The organism is Rahnella sikkimica (genome assembly GCF_002951615.1).
In the GTDB taxonomy this organism is placed as follows: Bacteria; Pseudomonadota; Gammaproteobacteria; order Enterobacterales; family Enterobacteriaceae; genus Rahnella; species Rahnella sikkimica.
Genome location: NZ_CP019062.1, coordinates 3,129,786 through 3,150,073, shown reverse-complemented (window position 1 = coordinate 3,150,073; position 20,288 = coordinate 3,129,786). Strand labels below are relative to the sequence as shown.

The 20,288-nt window shown below is 50.6% G+C and carries 18 protein-coding genes; 9 read left to right on the top strand and 9 right to left on the bottom strand.

Annotated features, from left to right (window positions below):
* Positions 1-61 precede the first annotated feature (61 nt).
* Positions 62-1,411 carry a polyamine export protein PaeA gene (gene paeA / locus BV494_RS14525; protein ID WP_104923516.1) on the bottom strand — a complete coding sequence of 450 codons (1,350 nt, stop codon included), beginning with the start codon at positions 1,409-1,411 and terminating at the stop codon, positions 62-64.
* Positions 1,412-1,639: 228 nt separating this feature from the next.
* Positions 1,640-2,275, bottom strand: a complete 636-nt coding sequence (gene msrA / locus BV494_RS14520; RefSeq protein WP_439958388.1) for a peptide-methionine (S)-S-oxide reductase MsrA — start codon at positions 2,273-2,275, stop codon at positions 1,640-1,642.
* A 310-nt stretch (positions 2,276-2,585) separates the two neighbouring features.
* On the opposite strand from msrA, the gene tamA reads away from it, so the two are divergent.
* The 3 genes from tamA to BV494_RS14505 are packed head-to-tail and all read left to right on the top strand — an operon-like array spanning position 2,586 to position 8,480.
* A complete protein-coding gene (gene tamA / locus BV494_RS14515) occupies positions 2,586-4,283 on the top strand; it encodes an autotransporter assembly complex protein TamA (RefSeq protein ID WP_439958387.1) in 1,698 nt (565 codons plus the stop codon).
* Positions 4,280-8,095 (top strand): autotransporter assembly complex protein TamB, encoded by a 3,816-nt coding sequence (tamB, locus tag BV494_RS14510; RefSeq protein WP_104923513.1) that lies wholly within the window; start codon positions 4,280-4,282, stop codon positions 8,093-8,095. Before tamA ends, tamB begins: the two co-directional genes overlap by 4 nt.
* 31 nt (positions 8,096-8,126) lie before the next feature.
* Entirely contained in the window at positions 8,127-8,480 is a 354-nt protein-coding gene (locus tag BV494_RS14505) for a gamma-glutamylcyclotransferase family protein (RefSeq protein ID WP_104923512.1), read from the top strand.
* A 101-nt stretch (positions 8,481-8,581) separates the two neighbouring features.
* Here the strand turns inward: BV494_RS14505 and ppa are convergent, their stop codons facing one another.
* Positions 8,582-9,112 carry an inorganic diphosphatase gene (ppa, locus tag BV494_RS14500; RefSeq protein WP_104923511.1) on the bottom strand — a complete coding sequence of 177 codons (531 nt, stop codon included), beginning with the start codon at positions 9,110-9,112 and terminating at the stop codon, positions 8,582-8,584.
* A 316-nt stretch (positions 9,113-9,428) separates the two neighbouring features.
* Between ppa and BV494_RS14495 the strand changes: the two genes are divergently transcribed.
* Positions 9,429-11,000 (top strand): methyl-accepting chemotaxis protein, encoded by a 1,572-nt coding sequence (locus BV494_RS14495; protein WP_104923510.1) that lies wholly within the window; start codon positions 9,429-9,431, stop codon positions 10,998-11,000.
* Between the two features lie 122 nt (positions 11,001-11,122).
* Here BV494_RS14495 and fbp read toward each other — a convergent pair whose 3' ends face one another.
* Positions 11,123-12,127, bottom strand: coding sequence for a class 1 fructose-bisphosphatase (gene fbp, locus BV494_RS14490; RefSeq protein WP_104923509.1), 1,005 nt, complete (start codon positions 12,125-12,127; stop codon positions 11,123-11,125).
* 167 nt (positions 12,128-12,294) lie between these two features.
* On the opposite strand from fbp, the gene mpl reads away from it, so the two are divergent.
* Positions 12,295-13,680, top strand: a complete 1,386-nt coding sequence (gene mpl / locus BV494_RS14485; RefSeq protein ID WP_104923508.1) for a UDP-N-acetylmuramate:L-alanyl-gamma-D-glutamyl-meso-diaminopimelate ligase — start codon at positions 12,295-12,297, stop codon at positions 13,678-13,680.
* Between the two features lie 294 nt (positions 13,681-13,974).
* Here mpl and yhcN (BV494_RS14480) read toward each other — a convergent pair whose 3' ends face one another.
* The 3 genes from yhcN (BV494_RS14480) to argR all read right to left on the bottom strand — a co-directional run bounded on the left by yhcN (BV494_RS14480) (position 13,975) and on the right by argR (position 15,633).
* A complete protein-coding gene (gene yhcN, locus BV494_RS14480; protein ID WP_104923507.1) occupies positions 13,975-14,238 on the bottom strand; it encodes a peroxide/acid stress response protein YhcN in 264 nt (87 codons plus the stop codon).
* A 201-nt stretch (positions 14,239-14,439) separates the two neighbouring features.
* A complete protein-coding gene (gene yhcN / locus BV494_RS14475; protein ID WP_101078305.1) occupies positions 14,440-14,703 on the bottom strand; it encodes a peroxide/acid stress response protein YhcN in 264 nt (87 codons plus the stop codon).
* 459 nt (positions 14,704-15,162) lie between these two features.
* Positions 15,163-15,633 carry a transcriptional regulator ArgR gene (gene argR / locus BV494_RS14470; protein ID WP_104923506.1) on the bottom strand — a complete coding sequence of 157 codons (471 nt, stop codon included), beginning with the start codon at positions 15,631-15,633 and terminating at the stop codon, positions 15,163-15,165.
* A gap of 464 nt (positions 15,634-16,097) precedes the next feature.
* Between argR and mdh the strand changes: the two genes are divergently transcribed.
* A complete protein-coding gene (gene mdh / locus BV494_RS14465) occupies positions 16,098-17,036 on the top strand; it encodes a malate dehydrogenase (RefSeq protein WP_104923505.1) in 939 nt (312 codons plus the stop codon).
* 46 nt (positions 17,037-17,082) lie between these two features.
* Here mdh and BV494_RS14460 read toward each other — a convergent pair whose 3' ends face one another.
* Entirely contained in the window at positions 17,083-17,352 is a 270-nt protein-coding gene (locus tag BV494_RS14460; protein ID WP_104923504.1) for a helix-turn-helix domain-containing protein, read from the bottom strand.
* Positions 17,353-18,030: 678 nt separating this feature from the next.
* Between BV494_RS14460 and BV494_RS14455 the strand changes: the two genes are divergently transcribed.
* A complete protein-coding gene (locus BV494_RS14455) occupies positions 18,031-18,390 on the top strand; it encodes a DNA-binding protein (protein ID WP_104923503.1) in 360 nt (119 codons plus the stop codon).
* A 48-nt stretch (positions 18,391-18,438) separates the two neighbouring features.
* Here BV494_RS14455 and ispB read toward each other — a convergent pair whose 3' ends face one another.
* Positions 18,439-19,410: an octaprenyl diphosphate synthase gene (gene ispB / locus BV494_RS14450; RefSeq protein ID WP_104923502.1), complete on the bottom strand. Its 972-nt coding sequence runs from the start codon at positions 19,408-19,410 to the stop codon at positions 18,439-18,441.
* A gap of 259 nt (positions 19,411-19,669) precedes the next feature.
* Here ispB and rplU point away from each other — a divergent pair, with 259 nt between their 5' ends.
* Together rplU and rpmA are read left to right on the top strand one after the other, a co-directional pair.
* Positions 19,670-19,981, top strand: a complete 312-nt coding sequence (gene rplU / locus BV494_RS14445) for a 50S ribosomal protein L21 (RefSeq protein ID WP_104923501.1) — start codon at positions 19,670-19,672, stop codon at positions 19,979-19,981.
* Between the two features lie 18 nt (positions 19,982-19,999).
* On the top strand, positions 20,000-20,257 hold the full coding sequence (gene rpmA / locus BV494_RS14440) for a 50S ribosomal protein L27 (protein WP_013573805.1): 258 nt from the start codon (positions 20,000-20,002) through the stop codon (positions 20,255-20,257).
* The last annotated feature ends 31 nt before the right edge of the window (positions 20,258-20,288 follow it).

Below are 20,288 nucleotides of genomic sequence, written 5' to 3'. Positions count from 1 at the left end.
CAAACAATAACGGCCCCTTTTGGGGCCGTTTGTCTTTCCGGAGAACAAAGAACGAATGGCGTTATGCCTGTGCTTTCTTCTCGTCTTTAATTTCCTGCGGCGTTTTTGGCAGCAGCGGAGTCACAGGCTGATCGATAATGCGGGTCACCAGCAGCTGATCAATTTTGTAGCTGTCGATATCCACAACTTCGAATTTATAACCGGCAAATTTCACAAAATCCGTACGCTTTGGAATTTTACGCAGCATGAACATCATGAAGCCGCCGATGGTTTCATAATTGCCGGACTGCGGGAATTCTTCGATGTGCAGCACACGCATGACATCTTCAATCGGCGTACCGCCTTCAATTAGCCATGAATGCTCGTCACGAGCCACAATCTGTTCTTCCATGCCCTGACCGACAAGGTCGCCCATCAAAGTCGTCATCACGTCATTAAGGGTGATAATGCCCACCACCAGCGCGTATTCGTTGAGGATCACCGCGAAATCTTCGCCTGCCGCTTTGAAGCTTTCCAGCGCTTCGGAGAGTGTCAGGGTATCCGGCACAATCAGCGCATTGCGGATTTGCACGCCGCTGCTCAGCATCAGGCTCTGATTGCCCAGCACGCGGTTCAGTAAGTCTTTGGAATCGACGTAGCCGACGACCTGATCGATATGACCATCGCAGACCAGGAACTTGGAATGCGGATGCGTGGCGATTTTCTCTTTTATGCTTTCTTCGCTTTCGCGCAGGTCAAAGTAGATCACGCTTTCACGCGAGGTCATGGACGACGGAACGGTACGTGATTCGAGTTCAAACACGTTTTCAATCAGCTCATGTTCCTGTTTACGCAGCACGCCAGCCAGCGCACCGGCTTCAAACACGGCATAAATATCGTCGGAAGTAATGTCGTCGTTACGCACCATCGGCAGTTTGAACAGCCGGAAAATCATATTCGCCATGCCGTTAAAGAACCAGACCATCGGGCGGCAAATCATCAGACAGAAACGCATCGGGTTGACTATACGGACGGCAACCGACTCAGGTGAAATCATACCGATGCGCTTCGGCGTAAGGTCAGCAAACAGAATGAACAGGCTGGTGACCAGGACGAAGGAACAGATAAAGCTGATTTGATCCGCCAGTTCAGGGGACAGAAAGCGGATGAAGAAAGTCTGAAAAGCGGGGGAGAACGCGGCATCGCCGACGATACCACCGAGGATGGCGACGGCATTCAGGCCGATCTGAACCACCGTAAAGAACAGGCCAGGGGTTTCCTGTAATTTCATTACGCGTGCGGCATTGACGTCTCCTTCGTCTGCCAACTGTTTAAGTTTGATTTTGCGGGAAGCCGCCAGCGATATCTCTGACAGTGAGAAAAATGCACTGATCGCGATGAGTAAAAGAATCAGTAAAATACTGTTTAACATAATCTATCCGTTTAACACCGGAGTGAACCGGCAGGGAAAGGCTCTCATTATTTTTGTTGCTTAAAAGAACATCTTTTTAAATGAAGCCGTAAAAAGCAGTTCATAAGAAAAAAGCGTAAGGATGAAAAACAAAGATAATTGCCAGAAATAGTTTTAAAGGGCCACATTTGTGACCCGCATAGTATAGCAGCAGCACTAAGACTGCCGCCAGCGCTTAAAAATCCCGCATTATTGCGGCGGTAAACAGACGCCAATACCGCCTAATCCGCAGTAGCCTTCCGGGTTTTTATACAGATATTGCTGATGATCGTCTTCTGCATAATAGAACGGCAGGGCTTCGGTAATTTCCGTGGTGATGGTGCGCTTATCGTTCGCGTCGTCCATCGCCTGCTGGAAACTCGCCAGACTGGCCAGCGCCTGATCCTGCTGGTCTGCACTCAGCACATATAATGCAGAGCGATATTGTGTCCCGATATCGCCGCCCTGACGCATTCCCTGAGCCGGATCGTGATTCTCCCAGAAAATTTGCAGCAACTTCGCGTAGCTGATAACCGCCGGGTCAAACACCACGCGGACGACTTCAGCATGGCCGGTCTGGCCTGTGCATACTTCGCGGTAAGTCGGGTTCGGTGTGAAACCGCCGCTGTAACCGGAGGCTGTGCTGTAAACCCCTTCCTGCTGCCAGAATAAACGCTCAACGCCCCAGAAGCAGCCCATCGCAAGGATGGCGACTTCCATATTATCAGGCACATGTGTCATTGAATGACCGTTGACTGCATGAATCGTTGCTACTGGCATCGGGGTTGTACGGCCAGGTAACACATCCTCGTGATGGACAGGTTGCGTTTTATCGGAAAGTTGCACCACGGAAAACTCCAGCTGTTGCTTAAATGAACAAGGTTTGTAACAAAAGGTCTGAGTGAATAAGAGTGACTAACAGGCCACTCTTAGTTGTATCTGATTGCGTCTTTGCACACAATACGGGGAACGTTGCTTCGTCGTTGAACATTTTCAGGGGATTAGCACTAAACTGCTGTCATCTGACTTTGGAAAGATGAATCTGCCAGAAACGAGCAGAACTACCCCGACGGGTAACGAATTTTTTAACAGGAAAGCAAAATTAGCAGGAGTGCGTGTGCCACGATATCGTGAACTGGGTTTGTTATGTGTGCTGATGGCCCCCTCACTCTCCATGGCAGCGAAAGTGCGTTTGCAGCTGGAAGGCCTGGATGGCGATTTGGAAAGGAACGTTCGCGTTCGCTTATCTTCAATTCAAAGTGATGAAGTCGGGGCTAACGGGCGGTTTCGCGCGCGTGTCAGCGCCGCCATTGAGCAGGGCTTGCGGCCTTTAGGCTATTATTCGCCAACGATCGATTTCGATTACCGCGAAACCCCTCCGCCGGGCCGCCCGGTATTGATTGCGAAAGTGACGCCGGGTACGCCGGTTAGAATTGCCGGTACGAATGTCGTCATTGAAGGGCAGGCGGCCAAAGATGATGAGTTTGAGAAACTCAAGAAAGCGCAGGTTCCTGCGGTAGGCACCATTCTGAACCACGGCACCTACGACAGTTTTAAAAGTTCTCTGACCGGTGAGGCCGTGCGCAAAGGGTACTTTGATGCCAACATGCGTAAAAGCCAGCTGGGCGTGATTGAAGATGAACATAAAGCGTTCTGGGATATCCAGTTCGACAGCGGCGACCGCTATCGCTTTGGTGACGTTCATTATCAGGGCTCGCAGATCCGCGATGAATATCTGCAAAATCTGGTGCCATTTAAGCCGGGCGATTATTACACGTCTGCGCAACTGGCTGAGCTTAACCGCCGCCTGTCCGCTACCGGGTGGTTTAACTCGGTCGTTGTGTCACCAGATTTTACTGATGCTAAAACTACAAAAACGTTGCCGCTGAATGCGCTGGTTTCGCCGCGCACCGAAAACACGATTGAAACCGGTGTCGGCTATTCGACGGATATCGGCCCGCGTCTGACGGCCAACTGGAAAAAACCGTGGGTAAACGATCGCGGTCAGAGCTTTGAAACCTCTACGACGCTTTCCGGCCCTGAACAATCGCTGGATCTCAGCTATAAAATCCCGCTGCTGAAATCTCCGCTCGAACAGTATTACCTGGTTCAGGGCGGCTTCAAACGTGAAGACCTGAACGACACCAACTCCGATTCCACCACGGTGAATCTGGCCCGTTACTGGGATCTGTCCAGCGGCTGGCAGCACGCCGTTAACCTGCGCTGGAGCCTCGACCACTTTACCCAAGGTAGCGTCACCAACACGACGATGCTGATATATCCGGGTGTGAGCCTGAACCGTACGCGTCAGCGCGGCGGACTGATGCCCACCTGGGGCGATTCCCAACGTTATTCTCTGGATGTTTCGGATACCACCTGGGGCTCGGATGTCGATTTCGCCGTGATTCAGGCGCAGAACGTCTGGATCCGCACGCTGGCCGAAAAACATCGTTTTGTATTCCGCGGCAATCTGGGCTGGATTGAAACCAATGACTTCGAACGCGTGCCGCCTTCCCTGCGATTCTTCGCCGGTGGCGACCGCAGCATTCGTGGTTATAAATATAAATCCATTTCCCCGCGCGACGATGACGGCAAGCTGACCGGTGCCTCCTATCTGGGCACCGGTTCGGTGGAGTATCAGTACAACGTGACCGGAAAATGGTGGGGCGCGGTGTTTGTCGATTCCGGCGAAGCGGTGAACGACATCACGCAAAATGATTTCAAAACCGGTGCGGGCGTAGGCGTGCGCTGGGCTTCACCTATCGGCCCGGTGAAATTAGACGTTGCCGCCCCCGTTGGCGACAAAGATGAGCATGGATTGCAGTTCTACATCGGTTTAGGTCCGGAATTATGAGTTTATTTAAGAAAATCTGCCTGGGTTTCCTGATCTTCCTGCTGCTGATCATCAGCCTGGTGGCGTTTTTAGTCGGTACGCAAACCGGCCTGCACCTGATGATCAACGGTGCGAACCGTTTTGTACCGGGGCTGAATATCGCCAGCACGGAAGGTGGATGGCGTGATCTCACCCTGAAAGGTGTGCATTACGAAATGCCGGGCGTCGACGTGAAAGCGGGAGAATTCCATCTTTCGCTCGATTTTTCGTGCCTGAAAAACAGCGCGCTGTGCGTGAATGCGCTCCGCGTGAAAGACGTCAATGTGGTGGTGAACACCAAAGAAATGACGCCCGCGGCGGAGCAACCTCAGCCAGAAAACAGTGAGCCGCTGACCAATCTCAGCACGCCGTACCCGATTACGCTGCGCGTGCTGACGCTGGATAATATCAACGTGACGCTCGATGACCGGGCGATTTCTCTGGCGTCATTCCGCACCGGCGCGCACTGGGAAGGACGGGCGATTCAGCTGATGCCAACGCATATCGGCGGGTTACTGATTGCCTTACCTAAAACGCCGGTCAATCCGTTACCGGAAGTTGTTCAGGCGGCGCAGGACAAAGCGGTCGAAAAAGCCACCGGAAAACCGGCGGAACCGGCCGTTGTCGTACCTGAAAAGCCACTGGGTGAAACTTTACAGGCGCTGTTTGCCAAACCGCTGTTGCCTGAATTACCGGATTTCCGTCTGCCGGTCGATCTGGATATTCAGCAAATTCTCGGTGAAAACCTGCGTCTGACCGGTGACACCGATGTGCTCATCACCCGTTTCGAACTGAAAGCCAGTACGCAAAATCAGATCGTTAAGCTCGATAAATTGCAGGTGCGTTCGCCACAGGGTTCGCTGGACGGCATCGGGCAGGCGACGCTGAATCAAAACTGGCCGGTGGATATGACGGTCAACACCGCCGTGAATCTCGATCCGCTTAAAGGCGAGAAGATCAAGCTCAAAATCGCCGGGGGTCTGCGCGATAAGCTTGATGTGGGGCTGAACCTTTCCGGCCCGGTGCGTGCTCAGCTGGCATTGCAGACTCAACTGGCAGAAGCCGGACTGCCGCTGGATCTGAAACTCAGCAGCGATGCGTTGCAGTGGCCGCTGACCGGCACGCCGCAGTACCAGGTGAAAGGCTTTAAATTGAATTTCAGCGGTAAAGCGACGGATTACGCGCTTTCCCTGCGTTCGGATTTCAAAGGTGATCAGATCCCGCCTGCCACGCTGACCGTCGACGGTAAAGGCAACGTTGAGCAATTTAAGCTGACGTTGCTGCGACTGGCAGCGCTTGAGGGGAATACGGATCTGACCGGCGTGGTCGACTGGAGCAAAGCGATCAGCTGGAACAGCGAACTGAAACTGACGGGGATTAATACCGCCAAACAGTGGCCGGAATGGCCCGCGAAGTTGCAGGGCAAAATTACCACGCGCGGCAGCCTGTACGGCGGCACGTGGCAGATGCAGGTTCCGGTGCTGGATCTGACCGGTAACGTCAAACAAAACGCCGTCAAGGCGCAGGGCAACGTGCGCGGAAACAGCTACGGGCAGTGGGATATTCCGCAGCTACACCTTGAACTGGGCCGCAATAATCTGGATGTGAAAGGTAAGCTCAGCGACACCTGGAATCTGGACGCCAAAGTGGACGCCCCGCATTTGGACGGCGCATTGCCGGGGCTGGGCGGTGTGGCGAAAGGGATGCTGCAACTGCGCGGCGACCTGAAAGCACCGAAGCTGCTGGCCGATCTGACTGCCACCGGCCTGAAATGGCAGGCGCTGACGGTGCGACGCGTGGATGTGAAGGGCGACGTCAGTTCCACCGATCAGATTCAGGGCAATCTCGCCGTGCGCGTCCAGCAGCTTAAACAGGATGCGCTGGATATTTCGGATATTAATCTGGACGCCAAGGGCAATGAAAAGCAGCATCAGCTGACGCTGAAAGTGGAGGGCAAACCGGTCTCGGGGCGCCTGGCGCTGACCGGCAGTTTTGACCGCGCAACCGAAGAATGGAAAGGCAATATCAACAATACGTCGTTTGATACGCCGGTCGGGCAATGGCGTCTCAACCGTTCTATCGCGCTGGATTATTTCAATAAAGAGCAGCGGATCACCGTCGGGCCGCACTGCTGGCAGAACCCGAACGCGGATTTATGCGTGCCGAAAACCATTGATGCCGGTGCCAGCGGGCAGGCCAGTGTGGTGCTGAACCGCTTTGATCTGGCGATGATCAAGCCTTTCCTCACTGATGATACGCAACTGAGCGGGACGTTCAGCGGCAAAGCCGACGTAAGCTGGAAAGCGGAAGGCGGTTTGCCGCAGGCGAGTGTTTCGCTGGTGGGCAAAGGCGTGAAAGTGCAGCAACTGGTGCAGGGTAATCCGCTGCCAGTGGCGTTCGATACGCTGAACCTGAATGCCGGGCTGAACAATGGCCGTGCGAGTCTCGACTGGCTGATCAAAATTGCCCATAACGGGCAGCTTGACGGCAATATTCAGATCGCCGATCCGCAAGGGAAACGTAACCTCAGCGGGAACGTGAATATCGCCCGTATTTCTATGGCATTGCTGCAACCCGCACTGATGGATGGCGAGAAAGCGTCCGGTATCCTGAATGCGAATCTGCGGTTGGGCGGTGATGCGCAAAAACCGCAGGTCTTCGGCAAAATGGCGCTGACCGGCGTCGATTTCGACGGGCAATTTATGCCGTTTGATATCACGGATGCCAATATCAACATCAACTTCAATGGCATGTCGTCGATTATGGAAGGCGTTATCAAAACCGCTCAGGGCCAGCTGGAGCTGAACGGTAACGCCGACTGGAGCGAAATCAACGCCTGGCGCGCCCGTATTGCCGCGCGCGGGAATAAAGTCCGCGTTTCCGTGCCGCCGATGGTGCGGCTGGATGTATCGCCGGATCTGGTGTTTGACGCCACGCCGCAATTGTTCTCTCTCAATGGCACCGTGGATATTCCGTGGGCGCGTATTACCGTGCAGGAATTGCCGGAAAGCGCCGTGGGCGTTTCGTCGGATGAAGTGATGCTTAACGATCAACGTCAGCCGATCGCGCCGGTTTCGGCTTCGATTCCAATCAACAGCAATCTGATGGTGAATATCGGTCCGGATGTGCGTCTGGATGCGTTTGGTCTGAAAGCCCGCCTCGAAGGTGCGCTGAAAGTGGCGCAGGACAGCCGCGGGTTGGGTCTGAACGGGCAAATCAATATTCCGTCCGGGCGTTTTCATGCGTACGGTCAGGACTTAATTGTGCGCAAAGGACAGCTGTTATTCTCCGGCCCGGCGGATCAGCCGTTGCTTAATCTGGAAGCCATCCGTAACCCGGAAGCGACAGAAAATGATGTTGTGGCCGGTTTACGCGTCACCGGCGAGGCCGATGCACCTAAACTTGAAATATTCTCAGATCCGGCGATGTCGCAGCAGGAAGCCTTGTCCTACCTGCTTCGCGGGCAAGGATTAGACAATTCTGGTGGTGACAGCGGCGCAATGACCTCAGCTCTTATCGGGTTAGGGGTTGCGCAAAGTGGTAAACTTGTGGGTAAAATCGGTGAGGCGTTTGGTGTCAGCAATCTGGCGCTGGATACTCAGGGCGTGGGAGACAGTTCTCAGGTCGTGGTCAGTGGCTATGTTTTACCGGGTTTACAGGTGAAATATGGTGTCGGGATATTTGACTCGCTGGCAACCCTGACATTGCGCTATCGGTTGATGCCGAAGCTTTACCTGCAGGCTGTATCGGGCATCGATCAGGCATTGGATTTGCTCTATCAGTTTGAGTTTTAACTCATGTGACTTTTACTATACGAATATAAACATGCGAATAATTGTTTACGGTAGTCTGCGACGCAAGCAAGGCAATAGTCATTGGATGACGAATGCTCAATGGTTGGGTGACCATGAGCTGGAAGGGTATGCGCTTTATAATCTGGGGCACTATCCGGCAGTCATTCCAGGGGACGGAAAAGTCTATTGCGAAGTTTACCGCATTAACTCGTCAATCATGGCTGAGTTGGATGAGCTGAAAAGTAATACGAAAGATTATCGTCGCGAGCTAATTTCGACGCCTTACGGCAGTGCCTGGATTTACCTCTACATTCGCTCACTGGATGGTGTGCCGAGAATTGAGGGTGGCGACTGGGTAAAGCGTAACGAACCGGTCAGCGAGTAATCTGAGCAAGGTCGTCAGAAATAGTCGTTGTTTGACAAAGCGTTATACATAAAAAAACACCGTCCAGTGGACGGTGTTTTTTTTCGTGCCGCAGAAAACAATTACTTGTTTTTAGCGCGCTCGAAGGAGGTCACGATTTCAGCTTTTGCAGCAGCGGCATCAGCCCAGCCTTCAATTTTCACCCATTTGCCTTTTTCCAGCGCTTTGTATTGCTCGAAGAAGTGAGTGATCTGGCCGCGCAGCAGTTCTGGCAGGTCGTTCACATCTTTGATGTGATCGTATTCTTTGCTCAGTTTAGTGTGCGGAACCGCAATAACTTTCGCATCTTCGCCAGATTCGTCAGTCATTTTCAGAACGCCAACCGGACGGCAACGGATCACAGAACCTGGTTGCAGCGGGTATGGCGTTGGAACCAGTACGTCAACCGGGTCGCCGTCCAGAGACAGGGTGTGGTTGATGTAACCGTAGTTCGCAGGGTAGAACATTGCGGTAGACATGAAACGGTCTACAAACAGTGCGCCAGTGTCTTTATCAACTTCGTATTTGATAGGATCCGCGTTTGCCGGGATTTCGATCACTACGTAGATATCTTCTGGCAGTTCTTTGCCTGCCGGCACGTTCAGTAAGCTCATTGTTGGTTTCCTTCGTTGAACCAGGAATAGAGTGCCGCACATTATAGCCAACTCTTCCGTGATTTCCCGCCCTTTTCGTCGTATCGCCTTCGGCTATTTTCCGGCATGACCTGCTGCGGAGGATCGTCAAAATCTCCAGAATCGGCAGTAAAATTTATACATCCGCCTCTTTGGCGTGTAACTGCCTGTTTTTGCTTTTCTTATCAAGAGATTCAGTGGATTGCCGATAACAATATTCATACAAAAAATCAGGCAAACCTGATCCCTACCTCATTCGCAGTTTCTCCTTTTCACCTGAATAACTGGATAACACCGTATGTTGAATAAGTTGAGCGTAAAAGCCGGTCTGATTGGCTTACTGGTCGTAATGACGTTGATTTTGTTGCTGGTGAGTGTGCTGGGCGCGAATGCCATCCGGCAAAGTGCGACGTCACTACAGAAAATTAACCAGCTTCAGGGAGACGAACTGGGTTCGCTGGCGGACAACTACAGTTTCTCATTGCGCACGCGTGTTGCCAGCGGCGTTGCTGTGCGTCAGCTCGAAATCGGCATGATGGATGACGCCAAATCGACCACCGACCGGATTGCCGGGTATATCAAACAGGCAGATACGGACATGACAAAATTTGTCAATATTCTGGATGACACGCAGCGCGGAAGGGATTTATCGGATGCAGTAAAAAAATCCTATGATGCCTATAAAACTCACGGTCTGGTTCCGCTTCTGGCCGCACTTCAGGCGCAGAGCGCCGACGGTTATTATGACGTGCTGGAAAATAAAATCACGCCGTACAGCAATGCTTATGACAAAGCGCTGGCAGATTTCCGCGCGTATGCAACGGATAACACCCGCCAGAGAATTGAACAGGCACGCGCCAATGCTCACATTCAGGTAACAGTGATTGTGATCGCTTTCCTCATCGCGCTGGCCATTGCGTTGCTGGCCTGGTTTGCCCTGCAAAAAATTATCATGCATCCGTTGAATTTCTCGATTGCGCAGCTGGAATTTATCGCGAAAGGCGATCTGACCCATGAAATAGACGACTCACGCAATAATGAAATGGGACGCCTGCTGAAGGCCATGAAGCAAATGCAGGACTCGCTGGTGCTTTCGGTCGGGCGCGTCCGCGATGCCGGGAATCAGATTGACGTCGGCTCCCGCGAACTGGCCGCCGGTAACGTTCATCTGGCGCAACGCACGGAAGAATCCGCCGCTTCTCTGGAAGAAACCGCTGCCAGTATGGAGCAACTGACGTCAACGGTACGCATGAACGCGGCGAACTCCGAACAGGCCAATCAGCTGGCGCAAAGCGTGTCAGTGATTGCGGACAAAGGCAGTGAAGTTGTTCATCAGGTAATGGATAAAATGCAGGGCATTACCGACAGTTCGAAACGTATCGGCGACATTATCAGCGTGATTGACGGCATTGCTTTCCAGACCAATATTCTGGCGCTGAACGCCGCAGTAGAAGCCGCCCGCGCCGGTGAGCAGGGGCGTGGTTTTGCCGTTGTGGCCGGTGAAGTTCGGAGCCTCGCGCAGCGCAGCGCGCAATCCGCCCGTGAAATCAAAGAGCTGATCGGTGATTCTGATAACCGCGTGTCGGAGGGGTCGGCGATGGTGAAATCAGCGGCGGAAACGATGATTGAAATTTCCAGCGAAGTGACGCGTGTCACCAGCCTGATGCGCGAAATCTCTATCGCGACGACGGAACAGACGCACGGCATCGAGCAGGTTAACGTGGCAATTACGCAGATGGATCAGGTTGCGCAGCAGAATGCGGCACTGGTCGAGCAAGCCACGGCTGCGACACGTTCTCTGGAAGAGCAGGCACAACTGCTGGCGGAAAGCATGGCGGTGTTTAAGCTGAACCGCACTGAGCATTACTAATACATTGAATCTGAATGCAATAAAAAAGGTGGCCATAAAAAGCCACCTTTTTGCATTTGGGAAACGCTAAGTTACAGAGGTATCACGTTCATTCTTTGATGATTTTTGTGTCGGGTACGGATTTATTCATCAGGGAATTGGGCGATAAAGCGTTCTGCATCTTCAACCATTGAGCTGTTACCGACGAAGAACGGCGCGCGTTCGTGCAGTTTTTGCGGAATGATATCCAGAATGCGGTTTTTACCGTCACTGGCTTTACCGCCAGCCTGTTCAGCCAGGAACGCCATCGGGTTGCATTCATACAACAAACGCAGTTTTCCGGTCGGATGACTGGCCGTGCTTGGGTAAATATAAATTCCGCCTTTCAGCAGGTTACGGTGGAAATCTGCAACCAGTGAACCGATGTAACGTGAGGTGTAAGGGCGTTGCGTCGCTTCATCCTGCTCCTGGCAATACTTAATGTATTTTTTAACGCCAAGAGGGAATTTGATGTAGTTGCCTTCATTGATGGAGTACATGTTGCCCTTTGCAGGGAAACGGACTTTTTCATGAGAGAGGCAGAATACACCGAGTGAAGGATCGTAAGTAAAGGCATGAACGCCTGCGCCGGTAGTGTAAACCAGCATGGTGGAAGAGCCGTAGACCACGTAACCTGCGGCAACCTGGCGGTTTCCCGGTTGCAGGAAGTCTGCTTCGGTCACGGGCTGGCCGAGCGGAGAAGTTCTGCGGTAAATAGAGAAGATGGTTCCGACTGAAACGTTAACATCAATGTTTGAAGAGCCGTCCAGCGGATCCATCAAAATCACATATTTTGCATTTTCAGCACGTTCGCCATCGAAAATGACGATCTCATCTTCTTCTTCAGACGCGATACCGGCAATTTCGCCACGCGCCTTCATTGCTGCTTTCAATTTTTCATTCGCGTACAGATCGAGTTTCATCTGCACTTCACCCTGCACATTTTCCACACCGCTGGTGCCGAGAATGTCAACCAGACCCGCTTTATTGATATCGCGGTGAATGATTTTAGCGCCGAGTTTTATTGCTGACAGCAAGGCGGTGAGCTCACCGGTTGCATGAGGAAAGTCTTGCTGTTTTTCAACAATAAATTCGCCTAACGTTTTCATAACACGTTCCCTGAATCTAGGATGGATAACGGTTCGTTAATAAAACCTTCACAAGAGCATGGGCAGTTTAGCCCAAATATATGGACGAATCATAGGCAAATCCATTTCTTCTGGGCGATTCTGAGCGGTAGAATAGCGGCTGACTTAAAGGCATCAATGGAAAATATATGCGCATTCATATTCTTGGGATTTGCGGCACGTTCATGGGCGGGCTGGCGATGCTGGCACGTGCACAAGGGCATCAGGTAACCGGTTCGGACGACAACGTTTATCCACCGATGAGTACGCTGCTGGAAAATCAGGGGATCGACCTGATCCAGGGTTACGATCCGACTCAGTTAGATCCTCAGCCGGATCTGGTGGTTATCGGCAACGCGATGACGCGCGGAAACCCGTGCGTCGAAGCGGTGCTCGAACAGGGGATCCCGTATGTCTCCGGCCCGCAGTGGCTGCACGATCATGTTCTGCCGGGGCGCTGGGTTATTGCGGTAGCAGGTACGCACGGTAAAACGACGACTGCCGGGATGGTGACGTGGATCCTCGAAGCTTGCGGTTATGAGCCGGGCTATGTCATTGGCGGCGTGCCGGGTAATTTCGACGTTTCTGCACGTCTTGGAAACAGCCCGTTTATGGTGCTGGAAGCGGACGAATACGACTGCGCGTTCTTTGATAAACGGTCTAAGTTCGTTCACTACAGCCCGCGCACGCTGATCCTTAACAATCTCGAGTTCGATCATGCGGATATTTTTGATGATCTGAAAGCGATCCAGAAACAGTTCCATCACCTTGTGCGGCTGGTGCCGGGTAAAGGCAAAATTATCCTTCCTGAGCATGACACTCCGCTCAAACAAGTGATGGCGATGGGTTGCTGGAGTGAACAGGAATTTGCCGGTGAAACGGAAAATTGTGCCTGGGATGCCAAAAAACTGACGCCGGATGCCAGCACTTTCGACGTTTATCTGCATGGCGACGTGGTCGGGCAGGTGAAATGGAATCTGGTGGGCGAACACAATATGCATAACGCATTGATGGCGATTGCCGCTGCGCGTCATGTTGGCGTGAAACCTGAAGATGCCTGTAAGGCGCTGGGTGATTTCATCAATGCCCGTCGCCGTCTTGAACTGCGTGGTGTGGAAAATGGCGTCAGCGTGTATGACGATTTTGCGCATCACCCGACGGCTATTCTGGCAACGCTTTCTGCATTGCGCAGCAAAGTAGGCGGCACGGCACGCATTCTGGCGGTTCTCGAACCCCGCTCAAACACCATGAAAATGGGCATGAGCAAAAACGAGCTGGCACCTTCTCTCGGTCGCGCCGATGAAGTGTTCCTGCTGCAGCCGCAGCATATTCCGTGGCAGGTTGCGGAAGTGGCCGAGCGCTGCATTCAGCCTGCGCACTGGAGTGCGGACGTCGATTCACTGGTCGATATGGTGATCAAAGCCTCACAGCCGGGCGATCATATTCTTGTGATGAGTAACGGCGGTTTTGGTGGTATTCACGGAAAATTGCTGACGGCGCTGGCGGCCAAAGCAGAAGCTGCCCAGGAAAAATAAACTGGCAAGCGATATACCGAAAGCACAGCGATGGCTGTGCTTTTTTTTTGCCTGTTGTTTGTCAACATGGCAATTTTTGGACAAAAAAAAGCCCTCAAAAAATTTGAGGGCCAAAGGGTGTCGTCGGACAGGACGACGAGGGTTACGTTAGCAAGAGAGCGGCAGTAGCAGTGTCTTCTCTCTCCCAGCCTCAACAGCGCATTGATTTTCGCTGGTATGTGGCTGTTGAAACCCGGTAAACGCTAATTCAAGTACTCAAGCAGTGGCTTTGGATCAGGGACTGACTCAGAAATCTTATTGATAGATTTCTGCGGTTGCGTGATAAGCACCGTCGTTATGCGCTTCGATCACACGGTAAGATTTTGCGCCCTTGCTGTCGGCTTTATCGGACAACTGCTGGCGGATGTCTGTTGGGACGCCATTGACGCCGCTGACGCTGATAGTGCCCATGGGCTGAAGGTTTTCTGCCTGTTGATTAGAAACCAGTTGTGCGGCAGACGCACCGAAAGAAACAGCAGACAGCAGGCTAAGAGCGGCGATAGTGGTCATGATTTTCATGATAATTTCCTAATTTCATAGACGTTAAGGCTATTAATGAGAGCAACGTCGGTTGAGATTTGGATTCATCAGTTCTGGAATATCGGAGTCCGGCAACGCACGAAGCGTGCAGGAACATTGATGATGGCAGAGACAAATCCGTCTTGATGCGCTTTGCGCGGGCCTGAATCATTCAGGCCCCTTCGCTTCATTTACCCAAACTTATTGGTAAATTTCTGCGGTAGCGTGGTAGTTACCTTCTTCGCGTACTTCAATCACACGAAATGCTTTAGCCCCTTTGGCATCCGCTTTGTCAGACAATGCCTGACGGATATCAGAAGGTGCGCCAGCAACGCCGCTGACACTGATCATCCCGCGTGACTGAAGATTTGCGGCCTGATCCTGAGTAACGGGTTGTGCTGCAAAAGCACCGAATGACAGAGCAGAGAGAATGCTTAATGTTGCAATTGTAGTTTTAACGTTCATGATTTTGACCTCGTCGATTTTATTTTGTTTTCAGCAACTGGTGCTTCACACCACGGAAATGAGTATACATCTAGTCACTCAGAATATTAATAGTTTGCTAATAGTTATTTTGGTGGTTATGTGGGGGCTATTTGAATTTTTAATAACAAAAAAGAATAAAAACTGAGTAAAAAGCGACCTTTTTCTGTTAATTTTCCGTAAAATCAAAAGATTGAGTGAATTTGACTATTTGTGCTTAATTTTGCAGTCAGTCACACCATGGAAATGTTTATGTGACGGGAAAGTGCTTTGTGTGAACGGAATTAACAGCGATAACGGCGCGAAGCGGAGATTGAAAGCCCGCGAGGGAACGTTCAAGAAGGGTAACCGGATAAGTAAAACCACGCTGAGGCCAGAAATTCTTTTCTTCTGACCTCAGGCACAGAATGGCAGCAGGAAACAGCGCAATATACCGCTGGGCTAGAGTTCCTGCTCAAACAAACTGAGGATGGCGTCGTGAAGCTGTCTGACGCTGAAACCCCGTGCTGGCGTGGTGAAAATTGTGTCATCACCGGCAATGGTGCCCAGTATACCTTCGGATTTACCCAGGGAATCGAGCAGGCGGGCGATCAGCTGTGCTGCGCCCGGACTGGTGCGGATCACGACGACGGCGTCGTTATGGTCTATGTCTAATACCAAATTCTTCAGCGGGCTGGTGGTTGTCGGCACGCCGATTTCGGCAGGCAGGCAGTAAACCATCTCCATTTTCGCGTTTCGGGTACGCACCGCACCGAATTTTGTCAGCATCCGTGAGACTTTTGACTGATTGATATTTTCGAAACCGTCTTCCTGAAGTGCGACGACAATTTCGCCCTGAGAACTGAATTTCTCTTCCTTCAACAGTGCTTTGAAGGCTTTGATCAAATCTTCCTGTTTAGCAGGATTACGCATTTTGCACCCTGGTCTCTGTATCATCATTTCGTTGATTATGCATATATTTGCATTTTTATGCAACACGAGGCTGGCAGGAAACCTCCAGATTATGCATTCAGACAGGAGTGTGAGCGCCGTAACATATACCAGAATGCCATGAATATGCCGAAATTGTGCATTGCAGTGAAGTGATGAGTCAGGATGTTGTTATACCCATGATCTCGATTCAGCTCTCACATTGAATCGAATTTAACCATTTTTTAACCTGGTGTGTTTTGTGGTGCTACTTTTAAGGTGTCGCTTTCCGATTAAAAGTCATAAAAAGCCGAAAAAAGGCGCGAACAGGTGTTTTTTTACTTTCTTAACGACCAAGCTCAGTTTTCCAGCAGTTGAGCGATTGTTTTTAGCTGTATAAGTGATTAAGGTCACACCCAAAATAATCCCACGACACTTATAAGTTAGTGATTAAAAAGGAGTATAGGATGAAAGTTGCAGTTCTAGGTGCTGCGGGCGGTATCGGTCAGGCCCTCGCACTTCTGCTCAAGACCCAGCTACCTTCCGGTTCTGAACTGTCATTATATGATATCGCGCCTGTTACTCCGGGTGTCGCTGTCGATCTGAGCCATATCCCTACAGCCGTCAAAATTAAAGGTTTTTGTGGCGAAGATGCAACACCAGCTCTGGAAGGTGCGGATATCGTTTTGATCTCTGCCGGCGTGGCGCGTAAACCGGGTATGGATCGTTCCGACCTTTTCAATGTTAACGCCGGTATTGTTCGTAATCTGATTCAGCAGGTTGCGACAACCTGTCCGCAAGCCTTAATCGGCATTATCACCAACCCGGTCAACACCACGGTCGCGATTGCTGCCGAAGTGCTGAAAAATGCGGGCGTGTATGACAAAAACAAACTGTTCGGCGTGACGACACTGGATGCAATCCGCTCGAACACGTTTGTGGCTGAGCTTAAAGATAAGCACCCGGAAGAGATTGATGTGCCCGTGATTGGCGGACATTCAGGTGTGACGATCCTTCCTTTATTGTCTCAGGTGCCTGATGTGGTATTTAGCGACGATGAAATCGCTGCGCTGACCAAACGCATTCAGAATGCGGGAACCGAAGTGGTCGAAGCCAAAGCGGGTGGCGGTTCTGCAACTTTGTCTATGGGGCAAGCTGCCGCACGCTTTGGGCTTTCTTTGGTTCGTGCCTTACAAGGCGAAAGCAACGTGGTTGAATGCGCCTATGTAGAAGGTAAGGGCGATTATGCCCGATTCTTCGCACAGCCTGTTTTGTTGGGTAGAAAAGGGGTCACTGAGCTCATTGACATTGGTAAGCTCAGCGCTTTTGAACAGCAATCATTGGATTCGATGCTGGATATCCTGCGTAAAGATATCGAACTTGGCGAACAGTTTATCAATCACTGATGAGCCTCATGGGAAGCCGCTGGGAAATCCGGCGGCTTTCTTCACATCATTTATTCTCATTGGGAATGCGGCACCGGCGCTCAATGATCTTAAACGTGGTGGCATCGAAGTAGCGGCTTGGCCAGATAATTGAAGGGTGGATGCCCAGCGCGCTGGCGATGAGTAACTCTCCTTTTGGCCAGGGTCTGGAAAGTGCATTCGAGAGCGTTGAAGAGCTCAATCCGGCGGAGCGCGAGACTGCGGCCAGGGTCGTTCCTTTTTTTCTCAGTGCTGCGATAATATCAGCCTGATGCCAGTCATCATTCCTTGTCATCATGGTATTTCCCTTATTTTTAAATCGCTTTTATAAGACTATTTTATGCAAACATATATTCAATGATTGTTTACTCGCTTCCTGTTCAATCTCATCAATGTTTCCTAAAAATATTTTTTGCACGGATTAAGAAAATACATTCTTATTAAAGTTAAAACAAACAAGTAAATTCAGTTTGCTTTTTTTCATTTTCATCTGTTCTTGTCGTTTATTTTGAATTCATTTAATACGAACGCGTTATTGAAGTGTTGATATTTTGAACGTATCTATAGATCTCAGTGATTTGAGGGTATGATATAACGATCTGCGCTAATGAATTATAGAGATAAGATGGGAGTAATATGGCGGAATATTCATTTTAGCCATTGTTTTATAATGATTTAAATCATTATCTAATATTCTGACCAGAAATCTGATTACATAACTTTCTAAAAAATACTTTTAAGGTCGATATTCTGTTGTTGATAAACATAATTCATGGAAACAATGTTCTTCAACAGTAGACTCATTCCGAAAAATTGAATATCTTCTTTCCGTTAAATAGGCGTTTTCCTAAATGGTCTGTTTTAATATTTTCTCTAAAGTGGACTTATGGTGAAAAGGGAAAGCATCCGCATAATTCTCATGGATTTATAACAGCAACCTTTCTTATTGGATTATATGAGAAAGACAAGGATCGTTATGAAAAAAGAGTGGTTTGCAGCAAAGGAACTGACCGGGAAAGATGGCCTTCCTACATCAACACAGGGCGTGCATGGGATGGCTCGCAGATTATGTTGGATTAAACGGCGGCGTCGCGGTGTCCAGGGGCGGGCAGTGGAATATCACATAGACAGCCTGCCGGGGAATACCGTCGCCAGTCTGGCGATGAATGAACACTCTGCTGAATATGTTTACACGTCACATCAGGATCCACTGGCGATCTGGATCGAAAGTTACAAGCAACTCAGGGAGCCAGAGCGCGAAACAATGATCTCTTTTATCGTAAGGGAAGGGATATCGGAAATACTAAACAGGCTGCGTAAGTCTGACGATTCCTAGATTTGCTACACCTGACGCGCCTGTGCAGACAGGCACGTCAGGAAAACATTAGAAATCGCGTTTTACGGACAGATGCGCCAAACCTTCCAGCGCTGAGCGATAATCGGATTCAGGAAGAACCTGAAGTGCCTGAATCGCTTTATCAGCCTCCTCTTCAGCGCGCTGACGCGTGTAAGCCAGAGATCCCCACTGATGCATGGCGGCTAAAACGGGCTCCAGCAAATGACGCCCGTTGCCTTCTTCGATAGCTTTGCGAATCATCGCCGACTGTTCAGCATCGCCGTGTTGCATCGCATGCAAAAGTGGCAAAGTCGGTTTACCTTCATCAAGGTCGTCACCGGTATTCTTACCCAGCGTTTCACCGTCTGCGTCATAATCCAGCAAATCGTCAATCAGCTGGAATGCGGTGCCCAAATAGCGACCATAATCTTGCAACGCCGTAATTTGTTCAGTGCTTCCACCAGCCAGCATGGCAGAAGATTGTGATGCGGCTTCGAACAGACGGGCAGTTTTACTGTAAATGACCTGCATATAGCTTTCTTCGGTAATGTCCGGATCATTACAGTTGATGAGCTGCTGCACTTCACCCTCTGCAATCACATTCACCGCTTTGGCCATCAGGGCCAGAACAGGCATTGATTCCAAATCCGTCATCATCTGGAAAGCGCGGGTGTAGATAAAATCACCAACCAGCACGCTTGCCGCGTTACCAAACGCTGCGTTAGCGGTGGCTTTACCACGACGCATATCAGACTCATCCACCACGTCATCGTGCAGTAATGTTGCGGTATGAATAAACTCAATCAACGCGGCGACTTTTATGTGTTTATCACCGTCGTAAGATAGTGCTTTGGCTGCGAGTACTGCTATCATCGGACGGATACGTTTGCCGCCGCCACTGATGATGTAATATCCCAGCTGATTGATGAGAGAAACCTCTGAATTCAACTGCTCAAGGATGGATGCGTTGACCGCAGCCATGTCATCCTGGGTAAGATCGATAATCTGTTCTAGGTTCATTGTGTTTTTTCGGCTGTTTTTCTCTTCGCCGCAATGAGGTCTGGCTCACATTGGCACATGGCGCTAACTGTAATGGGGATTGTACTTGAAAAACAGTGTAGATAAATGATATCGAAAGAACTGCGCTTTTTTTCTTCTTTTGTCGTCATTGTGCTCTTGTCTTATGCTGATTTTTTGCGTAGAATTCGCGCCCTATTGTGAATATTTATAGCGCCCTCTGGACTATACAAAGTTGAGTGCGCGGAAAGCGGAGTTTTATATGTACGCGGTTTTCCAAAGTGGTGGTAAACAACACCGTGTCAGCGAAGGGCAGACTATTCGCCTGGAGAAGCTGGACGTTGCAACTGGCGAAGCTATCGAGTTCGATCAGGTTCTGATGATTGCAAACGGTGAAGAAATCAACATCGGCCTGCCATTAGTTGCTGGCGGTGTAGTTAAAGCTGAAGTCGTTGCTCACGGTCGTGGCGAAAAGGTCAAAATCGTTAAGTTTCGTCGTCGTAAACACTATCGTAAGCAGCAGGGCCACCGTCAGTGGTTCACTGACGTTAAAATCACCGGCATCAGCGCTTAAGATTAGGAGAGCGGAACAATGGCACACAAAAAGGCTGGCGGCTCCACACGTAACGGTCGCGATTCAGAAGCTAAACGTCTGGGCGTAAAACGCTTTGGCGGCGAAGCAGTACTGGCAGGCAGCATCATCGTTCGTCAGCGCGGCACCAAATTCCACGCTGGTATCAACGTGGGTTGCGGCAAGGACCACACTCTGTTTGCTTTGGCTGACGGTAAAGTCAAGTTCGAAGTTAAAGGCCCGAAAAACCGTAAGTACATCAGCATCGAAGCTGAATAAGTTTTTCGCGTCTTAGTAAATAGATGTAAGC

Excerpts from the sequence above, each read along its gene's own strand:
- paeA (WP_104923516.1), bottom strand. The coding sequence starts at position 1,411 with ATGTTAAACAGTATTTTACTGATTCTTTTACTCATCGCGATCAGTGCA.
- tamA (WP_439958387.1), top strand. The coding sequence starts at position 2,586 with ATGGCCCCCTCACTCTCCATGGCAGCGAAAGTGCGTTTGCAGCTGGAA.
- tamB (WP_104923513.1), top strand. The coding sequence starts at position 4,280 with ATGAGTTTATTTAAGAAAATCTGCCTGGGTTTCCTGATCTTCCTGCTG.
- BV494_RS14505 (WP_104923512.1), top strand. The coding sequence starts at position 8,127 with ATGCGAATAATTGTTTACGGTAGTCTGCGACGCAAGCAAGGCAATAGT.
- ppa (WP_104923511.1), bottom strand. The coding sequence starts at position 9,112 with ATGAGCTTACTGAACGTGCCGGCAGGCAAAGAACTGCCAGAAGATATC.
- BV494_RS14495 (WP_104923510.1), top strand. The coding sequence starts at position 9,429 with ATGTTGAATAAGTTGAGCGTAAAAGCCGGTCTGATTGGCTTACTGGTC.
- fbp (WP_104923509.1), bottom strand. The coding sequence starts at position 12,127 with ATGAAAACGTTAGGCGAATTTATTGTTGAAAAACAGCAAGACTTTCCT.
- mpl (WP_104923508.1), top strand. The coding sequence starts at position 12,295 with ATGCGCATTCATATTCTTGGGATTTGCGGCACGTTCATGGGCGGGCTG.
- yhcN (WP_104923507.1), bottom strand. The coding sequence starts at position 14,238 with ATGAAAATCATGACCACTATCGCCGCTCTTAGCCTGCTGTCTGCTGTT.
- yhcN (WP_101078305.1), bottom strand. The coding sequence starts at position 14,703 with ATGAACGTTAAAACTACAATTGCAACATTAAGCATTCTCTCTGCTCTG.
- argR (WP_104923506.1), bottom strand. The coding sequence starts at position 15,633 with ATGCGTAATCCTGCTAAACAGGAAGATTTGATCAAAGCCTTCAAAGCA.
- mdh (WP_104923505.1), top strand. The coding sequence starts at position 16,098 with ATGAAAGTTGCAGTTCTAGGTGCTGCGGGCGGTATCGGTCAGGCCCTC.
- BV494_RS14460 (WP_104923504.1), bottom strand. The coding sequence starts at position 17,352 with ATGATGACAAGGAATGATGACTGGCATCAGGCTGATATTATCGCAGCA.
- BV494_RS14455 (WP_104923503.1), top strand. The coding sequence starts at position 18,031 with ATGAAAAAAGAGTGGTTTGCAGCAAAGGAACTGACCGGGAAAGATGGC.
- ispB (WP_104923502.1), bottom strand. The coding sequence starts at position 19,410 with ATGAACCTAGAACAGATTATCGATCTTACCCAGGATGACATGGCTGCG.
- rplU (WP_104923501.1), top strand. The coding sequence starts at position 19,670 with ATGTACGCGGTTTTCCAAAGTGGTGGTAAACAACACCGTGTCAGCGAA.
- rpmA (WP_013573805.1), top strand. The coding sequence starts at position 20,000 with ATGGCACACAAAAAGGCTGGCGGCTCCACACGTAACGGTCGCGATTCA.